This window comes from Sphingobacterium zeae, from assembly GCF_030818895.1.
Lineage (GTDB): Bacteria > Bacteroidota > Bacteroidia > Sphingobacteriales > Sphingobacteriaceae > Sphingobacterium > Sphingobacterium zeae.
In genome coordinates, this window is sequence record NZ_JAUTBA010000001.1 from 277934 (window position 1) to 290439 (window position 12506).

Consider the following 12506-nt stretch of genomic DNA (forward strand, 5'->3'; position numbering starts at 1 on the left):
AACGATTCTGATAGGATAGAATTATCTCAATAATATGCGGATTTGTATCATGACTACATTAAGCGGGGTAGTTAAAAAATGTTTTTTTTGATTAATTATTGTATTTGTTTTATATTAAGCTTTCGGAGATAATTTATTAAGCACTTTCAAAATCAACAGTGTTATATCTGCCAAAAACTGGATTATTTAAGCTTTAAGAATTCGGCCTCTCAAGATCACGATGAAAAATTTAGGTAAACTAATTGTTTTGTTTATTGCATTAATATTTGCGACCATAAATGCTTACGGTCAAATAGATACTGTTTTAAGAGACAAAATCATTCAAATGGCCAATAAAGATCAAGACTGGATGATGAATCCACCGAAAAATGTTCATGATAACAGTCAATTCTTTCAAAGAATGGAAGAGATATATCAAGAAAACTATGACGACGCAAAAGTGATTTTTTCAAAGTTTGGTTTTCCGGGATATAATAGGGTCGGGAAAGACGGATCGGATAAGTTTTGGCTGGTCGTACAACACTTGAATAAATGGCCGGATTTTCAAAAATTGGTACTAAAAAAGATGGAAGCTGAAGTAAAGAAAAAAAATGCTTCACCGGATAAGTACGCATATTTATTGGACCGAATAAATCTTAACAAGGGGGAATTGCAAATATATGGTACGCAGATTTGGTATGATGTCAGATATCACAGGACATTTCCATATCCAATTGTAGATATCAAAACAGTTAATAAGCGAAGAAAAGCTGTGGGTTTAGAAGCTCTCGAAATTTATTTGAATACCACAACAGAATCACATTTTGCACTAAGGGAATTTATAAATCTAAAATCCGGGGTCAAAAAACCTTGGCTTTATAAAGTTCCTTCACACATGTTTGGTAAATATTAAAATTGAATCAATGCATTGAAAAATACAATTCTCTTTTAAACAATGTTATTTTCGTTTCCAAAAATTATGGTTTGTGACCTTTAAATGTTCTAATTACGCTCATTATGCAAATTTATAGCACTTTAGCTAAATAAACGGAATATATACCCACGATATCTCCTACATTTTATATTGTTTACAATATTTTAATACGCCTGTAGCATTTTCAAATAATTATCCGTTACAATAAATAAACCTAAAATAAGGTTAAGACCAAGAGGGGATCATTTATTTGTCTGATCAATATCAGATAATGTAACTACTATAAACTTTATTATGGAAAATAATTTACAAAAACAGGATCTATTCAATGAACATAGCTATGACCTTCATGCCAATTGGTACAACAACCTCTATCCTGAAAAAGAACAAAAGGTAAAAGTAATCAATTCACTAAATAACTATAAAGGAAGTATAAATCACTGGCTGCAGGAACTTTTTTTCAAATGCCTCACTCCTTTCACGAAGGACAAAAATGCGAAATGGCTTACTCTTGGTGATGCTTATGGACATGACGCGCGCTACCTCCTGGACCAAAATATCCACCATGTCACCGCCAGTGATCTAGATGACAGTTTCCTGAAAATCTCCCATGAACAAGAATTTATTAAGGATTTCTCAGCCCAAAACGCTGAATCATTAACATTGGAAGACGATAGCGTAGATTATATACTCTGCAAGGAAAGCTACCACCACTTTCCCCGCCCCTACGCAGCACTCTACGAAATGATCCGAGTAGCCAGCAAAGCCATCATAATTATAGAACCGCAGGACCCGATATCCAAAATGCCAACCTTATTGTATTTAGCCAATCTGCTGGCAAGAATCAACGACAAAAAGATCAATAAGATCTGGAAAAATAGGTTTTCTTATGAAAGGGTGGGAAACTTTGTCTACAAAGTTTCAGAACGGGAATTTGAAAAATTCGCTGCCGGACTCAATCTTCCCATGATTGCTATAAAAAAACTTAATCCAAATTTTTGGTTTCCCGGAAGCGAACATATCAAAGCTGATAGAAAAGAGAAGGCTTTCAGGCGTATTCTTTTCCGAAAGAAAATACGTGATTTTTTTTCCCGTTGGGGTATAATGCCTAGTCAGACACTTTCCATTGCCGTTTTTAAGAATATGCCGAATGAATCCCTGAAGAAATCACTTATCGACGAAGGATATAGATTGATCGAGATCCCTAAAAACCCATATATTAAAAACCTGCCGTATTAATACCTTAGAAAGAGAGCTATGAAAGATTATTCTATATTATTTTTGGTATTAGTGATTTTTGTTTAGCGAATTCATGTAAAAAGGAGAAGAACCATTTGCGGGCAATGGGTCATTCTAGAGGCAGATTGAGTTTGATTACGCTAAGTTTTTCTTATACGAATGGGACCTTTTATATGATTGATATCAATGGTCTTTCCTTTTTGGGTGATTAAAACTTTCCCCTGCTTCTGCAATGAAATTGCTACATCAACAACTTCTTGCATATGTGCACGCCAATCCTTTGGAAAAAGTTCCCTGGCAATTTCAGAAGGACAGAATGTCTTTTCGCGACCACGGGCTTCGGCAGCTGATAAGATGCTTTCAATTATTGCCTCTTGCTTCATAGTGTAGTAACAGACAAAAGCTTCTTGAAGTTTTTAATAGAACACTTTAGGTATCGTTTTTAAGTATGTCGTAGAGTGAATAGACAAGTTATTATGTCTTCTTTTTTTTGCATTGCTCTGAACAATATTTGACGTCCTCCCAATTTTTCTCCCATTTTTTACGCCAGGTGAATAGCCTGCCACAGGCCGCGCAAATCTTCTGCGGTAGATTTTGCTTTTTAACCCCTTTCATCTTTCCATCGTTTTTTCATCGAACCGTATTGCACATTGGCTTCTGCCTGCTTCCATCGTTTATAGAACACTTCTGCCGCTGCAGCCTTCTCCCTATCACCCGTTCCACGTTCCAATAGCGCATAATCATCTTCTTTATCGTACTTTTTCCCTCCTTTATAGTTGGCGTAGCGACGTGCACGCGTGTATCCCATCTGCAGATACTTGCGTGCCATGTCTGCTCCAACAAAGTCATCCGCTTTTAGATAATTTTCGAACAAATTGAAAATCTTCTCACTGCTTTCCTCGGCAATGGCCTCAGTTTTAAAGCGCCAATAACGACCAATTTCCGATTTATACGGTTCACATATCAACACTCCCTGTTCTCCTTTACCAACTCGGTATTCGGCTGGTTTCAAACGATAATCAATATCGGGCTTCCACGGGTAGTGCTTTTTATCAAAGTTCAGGTAGCTCGGCTTTGGGGTGCTCATACGTATATTTTAGATTTTTACCTTTCTTTTAATAGGGCTGTGTGTTTTGTGCAAGTTTATGTTCACTATATTATGCTCATTTCATAAAGCTACCCCTATTTAGTTATGTAAAAAACTGCATTTCGGCCCAAATAGTTTGGCTAGAGCTACCTTATTTTGATTCTGCTCATTTTTTTGCAAACAAAATCAGCTCCTATAACCAGAACATTGATATACGGGAATCTCTACAGAACAAGGTGAGCCAACCTTGTCTCGAACGCTTCTCAAAGAAATCCAGAGGCGGTTTCAACGGCTATCCGACGGGGTAGCGATATCACATTCAGGGGACTGTTTCATCACTAACTCCCTATTAACTTCTACCTTTTATCGAATTGGACTCGGCTTTTAATCGGCTTTTCCTCGAATTTTTCCCGAGGCAGATCCGAAGCCCGCCCGAAGAAAGTTCGAGCAATGCTGGGAAAAGAGCAGGAATTGGTCGGGTATTGGTTGACTGTAGGTTTTAATCGCAGATATGGCATGGCTTCCCTTTTCTAATCGATAAATTAAATAATAAATTTCAAAATTATACCTACCAAAAGCGTCCCAATTAAAAAATCTTCTATCCCCACTACCGCAGCCCAAAAGCTAAGTCTCCATAGATTTTGAACTCATATTTAAGTTTCTTATTTTAGCCATTCAAAAACCGTTATTATGCCATGAAGAGAAACCGATTGATCCTTGTGTTCGTTTTTGCCCTATTGTTTGTTTCCTGCAAAAAAGAAAATTCTGGACAGGATATGACTAACCTCCTGAAAGGAAAATGGAACTTAAAAAGTTATGAAACTACCCTTTCCACCGGTGATAAAAATGGAAACAGTAATGTTCAGACAGACAACCTGCCTTACCAATATCTGATTTTTGATGGTCGTGACAGTGCTTCATTACGGTTGATGGAGCCGTATTTTATCGGTTCAATTAGTACCGAAGATGGCGGAAAATGGGATCTACCAGGCGCAGATGTAAGCATTAAAGACGGTAGCATCCAGACCAGAGAACCTATTTATTACCGCGAATATTATTATCAGGTCGCAGGAAACCATCTCTTGCTTAAGGAAAACAAGACATTTAATCCATCCGCATGGGTAGAGAAATGGGGAAACCCTGCGACAGGAATTGTCGATTCCCTCGCAGATTATTACCCAAAGCTTAGGAAAGATATAGATTGGTGGGATATATCCGTCGATGAAAATTCATTAAAATTGCAGCAGGAAATCAGCTATAGCGGCAAGGATAGCTTTCGTTCCAAAGTAATAATGGTCTTTTCAAGAGATTAGAGAAGGGCCACTATTTCTACCCGTATGCTCTGCAAGAAGAAGTTGAAAAACCAAAAAGCCTGCAAATATTTAATTTGCAGGCTTTTGTATGTGTTGACTTTTAGATCTGTAGCCCGTAGGGGAATCGAACCCTACTTACATTAATCTATTTATCAATAATTTACAAACCTATCAAGATCTAACTCCTCGAATAACTCACTGGTTTGACATACGTTTTAGTTGCAAGCGCTTTAAACTTTAAAATTAAGAAAATTCAAATAAATAAACTATTTATAATGAATTTTTCTTTGCAGCCTATTACTAAGAGACTATAATTTAGATCTTAAAGGTAAATCAATATTAGCGTTTAGGCAAATGGAGCTATGAGTGCAAGATTGCCATTTTAGGACCTCATTACGAAGCAGTGCGATAATGGAGAGTTTGAAGTTATTCTTCTTGATTTGGTACAAGACGATGTTTTTGATGAGTTGTACCAAGAAGGGGTTTTCGACCAATGAGATTCAGAAGCAACTGGGGCTAAAGCGTTACAAACCAGTCTGGGCCATGGTTCACGAAATACGTAGAACTATGCGTAACCGAGATTCAAGATATACCTTAGAAGGTAGGATAGAATTTGACGAAGGATATTTTTCTGTTGCGAGCAAGGAAATAAAAAGGGACAGGGTAAGCGGGCAAGCAAAACGTGGCTATCATGGCGGAAAGTGTAACTTTAGAAGATCTTTCTACAGGCAAAAAAGAGAAACGTCCGTTTTTTCAAGGCTAAAGTGATGGAAAGCCATTTTGGAAAAGAGATCAATGAAGTCGTCAAAGAATCAATAAATGATCCTGTATCGTATTTACGGATAAAAGTTCTTCTTATGTAGATATCCCTAGTTTTGTTGAATTACATATCACTGAAAAATCGGATGCCAAAACCATCAAAGAAACACTTAAATATGTGCGCATAGCGATCGTTAACGCAAAAAGGAAATTTGTTAGGAAACTATCATAAAATAATCAAAAGTATCTACAGCTGCACTTGGATGAGTTTATTTACAAGCTGAACAGAAAATATTTTGGTGATATACTTTTTGATAGACTCATTGTGGCAAATATTAATGCTGCTAAACGAAGAATCAGTTAGGAATATTATAAAAATCGTTAAAAAAAATAAAAAATATTTGTTTTTAAAATTTATATACTATATTCGCAATATATAGCAAAACCGGTTTTGCTATATCTTTTACTAATAACCAATTTTAAAAACAAAATGCCTCATACTGACAATTTATTTTTATGTGCTGATTTAGGCGGTACACATTGTTCATCGGGTCTTGTGCAGGTGTCATCTGGGTATGTCATTGACGGATCCTATTTCCGGGGGAATGTAAATAGCCATGCGGAAAGAGGGCAGATCTTGTCTGAGATAAAAGAAACGATTGATAAGACGCTGAGAGCAGCCACGGTTCGTCCATCCAAAATTTTTATATCCTGTCCCGGTCCTTTCGATTATGAAAATGGCATATCTTTAATGGACGGCATGAATAAATATCAAGCCCTGCTACATGTTAATCTAAAAAATTTTTTTTCGGCTATCACTGGTGTTGATGTAGCGTCGATCTACTTTTATAATGACGCTTCGGCCTTTCTGCTGGGTGAAGTTGTCAATAAAAAAATCGAAACTAAGCGGGTTGTAGGCCTGACCTTAGGAACAGGACTGGGCTCTTCGCTTTATGAAAATGGGACAATCGTAGATCTCAATTTAGGATCAGCAATATTTCATACAGGTATCGTTGAAGATGTGCTCTCAACCCGCGGGATGCTGTCGCATTTAAAAGAAGTATTTGGATCCGCGCCGGTAAGCAATATAAAAGACTTGGTACACCTGGATGGCCTGGATGAGTACAGAAAGGAAGCTTTTGGTTTCTTAAGCGAGCAGCTGGTTGCTTTCATTAAGGAATATATCTGTCCATTAAACCCTGACTCAATTATCATTGGAGGCAGTATTGCCAAAGCACACATCTATTTTTTTGATAAGCTCCGGTCTGCCCTTGATGTGGATCTGTCCATTGCATCATTTGATGAACGCAACTTATTTCTTGGATTAACCCTTAAGACATTTAGTATATGAAACCCATCTGGAAATTTACATTAATCGCTTCTTTGGGCGGCTTTTTGTTCGGTTTTGAAACAGCCGTCATCTCGGGTGCAGAACAGATTATACAGAAACTCTGGCATCTGGATGCTGTCCGTCATGGACTTACCGTATCGATCTCCCTGATCGGGACCATTATAGGAGCCATAGTCGCCGGACGTATGGCCGACCGTTATGGGCGCAAACCCGTGCTTTATTTTGTTGCCTCTTTATATCTGCTCTCGGCATTGGGCTGTGCATTAGCTTCCATATGGGAACTTTTCCTGCTCTTCCGTTTGCTGGGCGGACTTGCTGTCGGCATCAGCTCTGTGGTCGGACCGGTATATACGTCTGAAATAGCACCAGCAAAAGACCGGGGCAAACTTACAGGAACCTTTCAGATTATGATCGTACTTGGCATTTTTACTGCCTACCTGACCAATTTTCTCTTTATGAGCGTTGAATCTGGCGGCTGGCGATACATGCTCGGTATCATGGCGGTTCCTGCCCTATTATTTGTGCTCTTATTGAATCTCATTCCCGAAAGTCCCAGATGGCTGCTGCAGCGGGGACAGGCCGATAAAGCGCGTGCAAGTTATCTGCGGCTAGAAACGCCGGCTGAGATGTTGGGCAACCAGTCCCAAATACCAGCTAAAAATGTCAGCCTTTTTCAAAAAAGATATGCCAGGCCGATACTTTTTGCTGTTCTGCTGGCATTCTTCAATCAAATGACAGGGATCAATGCGATCTTATATTATGCCCCGCGGATCTTTGAAATGGCTGGTTTTAATGCAGAGCTGGCCTACCTTCAGCCTATTTTTATCGGCGGTACCAATTTGCTCTTCACCTTGGCCGGCATGAGCATTATCGATCGTTTTGGCCGGAAGAAATTGCTGCTGACGGGCGCAATCGGCATGTTCTTATTCCTGCTATTGGCTGCATTTGGCCTAAAAGGAGTAAATCCGCAGTTTTTACTTTTTTATATCATGGGCTTTATAGCATCTTTTGCCTTATCACAGGGGGCTGTTATCTGGGTGTTTCTGGCCGAAATTTTCCCCAATGAGGTCCGCGCACAAGGCTCTTCACTGGGAAGTACGACGCATTGGCTGTTCGCGGCCATTATATCCTGGGTGTTTCCCATTATCGTAGAAGGGAGCGTGCTCGGCGGTTATTATGTTTTTCTTTTTTATGCACTGATGGTCGTTGCTTCGTTCGTTTTTATCCTGTTTATGCCCGAAACGAAAGGTAAAGCACTTGAGGAAATAAATTGAGCCCTATCCATATTAAATAATTATTAATTCTCCATCATGATGCGATAGTGTAGTATAAACTTCTTAGTTTCGCTTTGCAAAACCGGTTTTCTATAGTCGTTTACTTGTTTTGATGACGATAAATATATTTTCAATAACACCCTATATTAAATTAGCTGAAATATGATAAAACAAATTAAAAATCTGTACAAGCCCCTATCCATAATGACGATTATGTTCACTTTTTGGGGCTGCAGCACGCAAAAACAACAAACCCATCCTGCCCAAGACTGGGTGATGGGCGGTTTTGTTCGTCCAATAGGAGTAAACCCAGTCATTGAGCCGGATAGTACGACAACTTTTATGGATCCCATGTATGGAAAAGCAGTGCACTGGGAGAATAATGACACTTTCAATCCTGCGGCCGTTGTAAAAGGCGATAGCATTTATGTGCTTTATCGGGCCGAAGATAAAACTGGTATAAAAATCGGACATCGGACTTCCCGGCTTGGACTTGCCTCGAGTGCGGATGGGACACATTTTAATCGCCGGCATACGCCTGTTTTTTATCCCGGAAATGATAGTCAGCGTGAATTTGAGTGGCCAGGCGGAACTGAGGATCCCCGGATAGCAGAAGCTGCGGATGGCACCTATGTGATGTTCTATACGCAGTGGAACCGAAAAGTACCCCGCTTGGGTGTGGCCACCTCAAGGGATCTTAAAAACTGGACGAAATATGGCCCTATTTTTAAAAAATCGAAAGTACTGCCTGACCTGGTCAACAGATCGCATAAATCAGCGTCGATCGTCACCAAACTGGAGCACGGCAAGCAGCTGATTGCTAAAGTAAACGGGAAGTACTGGATGTATTGGGGCGAGCATGGGGTATATGGCGCCACCTCAGACAATCTGGTAGATTGGGAACCGATTGTCGATGAAAGGGGTGAACTGAAAGCATTCATCTCTCCCAGGGAGGGGTATTTTGATAGTTCTTTAACCGAATGCGGCCCGCCAGCCATCCTGACAGATAAAGGAATCCTGCTATTGTACAACGGTAAAAACCATCCTGAAAAAGGAGATAAGCGGTTTAACAGAGGCACTTATTCGGCGGGGCAGGTTCTTTTCGACAGCAAAGATCCGGGTAAAGTATTGGCAAGGATGGACGTGCCTTTTTTAAGGCCCATGGAAGCGTTTGAAAAAAGCGGACAGTATGTAGACGGTACAGTGTTTATTGAAGGTCTTGTATATTTTCAGCAGAAATGGTTTCTCTACTATGGCTGCGCTGACTCAAAAGTAGGAGTGGCCATTTTTGATCCTGAGAAGCCAGCTGCTCTGGATCCGCTGCCTAAAGTGAAATAAGTTTAGATGTATATCGCCAAATTGAAGAACATCTACGTTTACAAAATAATAACCATATAGAAATCTTATAGTATGATACAGCGTGATTTGAATGTACCCTACAAAAAAGCTTTAAAAGCGAGCTTGTTAGGGATTGCACTAATGACATCCGCGGCTTACGGACATGAGCGTTGGGACAATAGTCCCATACACGTGTCCATTGCCAAAGCTCCCGTCCAGATAAACGGACAAGTTGTGGATGCCGCCAATAATCCGATTGCAGGAGCTACTGTACAAATAAAGCGTACGCCATCCATCGGAACCAGTACGGACGGTACTGGGAAATTTTCCATTGCAGCAGAACCCGATGAAACGCTGCTGATATCTGCCACTGGCTATAAAAGTCAGGAAATCATGCTGGGGGGAAGAACAAACTTATCCATTATATTGCAGGATAGTGTAGCGATGATGGACGAGGTGGTCGTGGTGGGATATGGTGTGCAGAAACGTGCTTCCGTAACAGGCGCTGTTGCTTCGATACAGGCCGATGAACTGATCAAAGTGAAAACACCGAATGTAACAAATATGCTGGCAGGCAGACTGCCGGGGATCCGCGCTGTACAGCGCAGCGGTGCTCCGGGCGATGATGGTGCCTCGGTGGATATCCGTGGATACGGCAGCATGCTTGTTATCGTCGACGGTGTACAACGGGATTTCGCGCAGGTCGATCCAAATGATATTGAATCTATATCGATATTAAAGGACGCTGCTGCTGCGGTGTACGGGTTTAAAGGCTCAAACGGAGTATTACTGGTCACCACCAAAAAAGGGACTAACGCGAAAACCAAAGTGGAATACAATGGGTATTATGGCATCCAGCAGGTAACCCGCTATCCACGCATGATGAACGCTTACGAATATGCATCACTGTATAATGAAGCGATCTATAACACCAATCCGTATACAGGGGTGCCTGCCTATAGCCAAGAACAGCTCGATAGTTATAAAAGCGGATCGCAAGGTACCGACTGGTGGGATGCCATGGTACGGAACAATGCTCCACAGAGTTCGCACAATGTCAGCATCTATGGCGGGAATGATAAGGTCAAATATTATAATTCCGTCGGATATGTAGATCAGGGGGGGATTTTGAGATCAGATGACTGGAACTTCAAAAGGTATAATTTACGTTCCAATATAGACCTGAATGTCGCGCCAAATTTTACGGTCGGATTTAAATTGACAGGGCGTCTTCAAGACCGTGAGAAACCATATGGCGCTGATGATCTGTTTACCCAGGCTCAGATGGCTATTCCGATTTATAATATTTATGCCAACAATAATCCGGATTACTGGCAGGCAATCGGAAATATGGCCAATCCTATCCATAGTTCCTACATTGATAATAGTGGCTATGAGTCACGCCTGAGAAGAGAGTTCAATGGCTCGCTGGACCTCAATTGGAAGCTGCCTTGGGTATCCGGTCTTTCATTGCGCGCCATGGTGGCTTATGACTACAAAAATAGCGAATGGAAAACCTGGCAAAAAGCTCTGAGCGATTACCAGTATAATCAGACGAATGAACAGTATACGGAGGTCGCTTTGCGAAAAAAGGCCAGTCTAGAGTCCAAGATGGAAAATCTGTATATGCCCACACAGCAGTATTCGATCAATTACAACCGTGTATTTGGACAAAAACATGATGTAAGCGGTTTACTGTTATGGGAGGCTTATCATGACCGCTTGACCGATATTCTAGGATTTAGGGAATCTTCCATCGGTATCATTGACGATATCAGTAAGGGGGACACCGAGAACCAGAATACAAGCGGCAAAAGTGTGGAAACGGCTCACGCTGGTCTTGTGGGACGGTTTAATTATGCCTATGATCGAAAATATCTGCTTGAACTGAATTTTCGCTATGATGGGTCTTATAAATTTCGACGCGACCGGAGATGGGGTTTTTTCCCGGGGGTATCGGCCGGCTGGCGGATTTCGGAAGAGAAATTCTTCAAGGAAAACCTCTCCCACTTTGACAATGTAAAAATCCGGGGTTCATACGCCAAAGTCGGCGATGAGGGAGATTTTTCTGCATTCCAATATCTGGATGGATATGTTTATGGCGGAAGTTATGTACTTGGGACTGGTGGCTTATCTTCGGGGCTGAGAAGCAGTGGGATGGCTAATCCTTGGTTGACATGGTATGAATCTAATATCATGAATTTAGGGTTTGAAGCTTCTTTTAAAAATGGATTGATCAATACCGAGTTCGACTGGTTTAGAAGGGAACGTTCTGGATTACCGGCGACAAGACAAGGTACTTTTCCGACAACATTTGGCGAGTCTATGCCACAGGAAAATCTAAATTCTGATATCAATACTGGATTTGAATGGACTGTCGGCCATAAAAACAAGATCGCTGATTTTGCCTATAATGTTTCGGCTAATTTTTCCGTTACACGGATTCGATATGGCTATGTTGAACGTGCCGCGTCAACCAATCTTTACGATAACTGGCAGAAAAATAATAACGATAGAAATAAAGATATCCGATGGGGAAAGACGGTCTTAGGCCAATTCTCATCTTATGAGGATATCTTAAACTCTCCCGTTCAGGATAATAATGGCAACCGTTCTCTGCTTCCGGGTGATTTAAAGTTCAAAGATGTAAATGGCGATGGGATCATAGACGGCAACGATGTGGAACCAATTGGGCACGGTGCAACGCCAAGAATGTATTATGGTCTTAATCTAGGAGCTAATTATAAGGGCTTTGACATGACGTTATTCTTTCAGGGGGCCGCAGGTCATGACATCTACATCAGCGGTGATATCCTCGATCCATTTATACAGCAGGGACTCGGCAATGGCTTTGCTTTTATGACCGACCGATGGCATCGAGCAGATCCTTCGGATCCCAATAGTGAGTGGATCCCCGGAACTATGCCGGCTGCTCGTGTAACAGGGCAGGTAGACAACAGATCCGATAACTCATGGTCCTTACATAAAGCGGATTATCTGCGCTTAAAAACTTTGGAAGTCGGATACTCGCTCCCAAAAAGCTGGATACAGTCTTTAAAAATTGACCGGTGCAGAATTTATTTCAATGCCAATAACTTGCTGACTTTTACGGGAAGCGATGAATTATTAAAAAATATCGACCCTGAAAGCAATCAAAGCCGATTACGTTATTATCCGCAATTGAGAACATTCAACTTGGGTGTTAATTTAGTTTTATAAAAACCGTTATACT

General features: G+C 40.8%; 10 protein-coding genes and 1 pseudogene. 8 read left to right on the top strand and 3 right to left on the bottom strand.

Annotated elements, in window-relative coordinates:
* Window positions 1–220 precede the first annotated feature (220 nt).
* Together QE382_RS01150 and QE382_RS01155 are read left to right on the top strand one after the other, a co-directional pair.
* The gene (locus tag QE382_RS01150; RefSeq protein ID WP_307184355.1) at window positions 221–892 is read left to right on the top strand and encodes a DUF6624 domain-containing protein; all 672 of its coding nucleotides are present in this window, start codon (window positions 221–223) and stop codon (window positions 890–892) included.
* Between the two features lie 315 nt (window positions 893–1207).
* On the top strand, window positions 1208–2152 hold the full coding sequence (locus QE382_RS01155; protein WP_209577083.1) for a class I SAM-dependent methyltransferase: 945 nt from the start codon (window positions 1208–1210) through the stop codon (window positions 2150–2152).
* Between the two features lie 140 nt (window positions 2153–2292).
* Here the strand turns inward: QE382_RS01155 and QE382_RS01160 are convergent, their stop codons facing one another.
* From QE382_RS01160 to QE382_RS01170, 3 genes are all read right to left on the bottom strand, one after another.
* Window positions 2293–2535 carry a DUF3253 domain-containing protein gene (locus QE382_RS01160; RefSeq protein WP_209577081.1) on the bottom strand — a complete coding sequence of 81 codons (243 nt, stop codon included), beginning with the start codon at window positions 2533–2535 and terminating at the stop codon, window positions 2293–2295.
* Window positions 2536–2626: 91 nt separating this feature from the next.
* On the bottom strand, window positions 2627–2767 hold the full coding sequence (locus tag QE382_RS01165; protein ID WP_209577080.1) for a DUF2256 domain-containing protein: 141 nt from the start codon (window positions 2765–2767) through the stop codon (window positions 2627–2629).
* Window positions 2754–3239 (bottom strand): DUF4385 domain-containing protein, encoded by a 486-nt coding sequence (locus tag QE382_RS01170; protein WP_209577079.1) that lies wholly within the window; start codon window positions 3237–3239, stop codon window positions 2754–2756. Before QE382_RS01170 ends, QE382_RS01165 begins: the two co-directional genes overlap by 14 nt.
* A gap of 695 nt (window positions 3240–3934) precedes the next feature.
* Here QE382_RS01170 and QE382_RS01175 point away from each other — a divergent pair.
* The 6 genes and pseudogenes from QE382_RS01175 (at window position 3935) to QE382_RS01200 (ending at window position 12493) form a co-directional block, all read left to right on the top strand.
* Window positions 3935–4552 carry a hypothetical protein gene (locus QE382_RS01175; RefSeq protein ID WP_209577078.1) on the top strand — a complete coding sequence of 206 codons (618 nt, stop codon included), beginning with the start codon at window positions 3935–3937 and terminating at the stop codon, window positions 4550–4552.
* A 352-nt stretch (window positions 4553–4904) separates the two neighbouring features.
* Window positions 4905–5675 (top strand): annotated as a pseudogene (locus tag QE382_RS01180) (IS1595 family transposase); the annotation flags it as partial.
* Window positions 5676–5801: 126 nt separating this feature from the next.
* On the top strand, window positions 5802–6662 hold the full coding sequence (locus QE382_RS01185) for an ROK family protein (protein ID WP_104384678.1): 861 nt from the start codon (window positions 5802–5804) through the stop codon (window positions 6660–6662).
* Window positions 6659–7936 (top strand): sugar porter family MFS transporter, encoded by a 1278-nt coding sequence (locus tag QE382_RS01190; RefSeq protein WP_104384679.1) that lies wholly within the window; start codon window positions 6659–6661, stop codon window positions 7934–7936. Before QE382_RS01185 ends, QE382_RS01190 begins: the two co-directional genes overlap by 4 nt.
* A 162-nt stretch (window positions 7937–8098) precedes the next feature.
* The gene (locus QE382_RS01195) at window positions 8099–9274 is read left to right on the top strand and encodes a beta-1,2-mannosidase (protein ID WP_233789471.1); all 1176 of its coding nucleotides are present in this window, start codon (window positions 8099–8101) and stop codon (window positions 9272–9274) included.
* Between the two features lie 72 nt (window positions 9275–9346).
* Complete coding sequence (locus QE382_RS01200) at window positions 9347–12493, top strand: SusC/RagA family TonB-linked outer membrane protein (protein WP_104384680.1); 3147 nt, start codon at window positions 9347–9349, stop codon at window positions 12491–12493.
* Window positions 12494–12506: the final 13 nt, after the last annotated feature.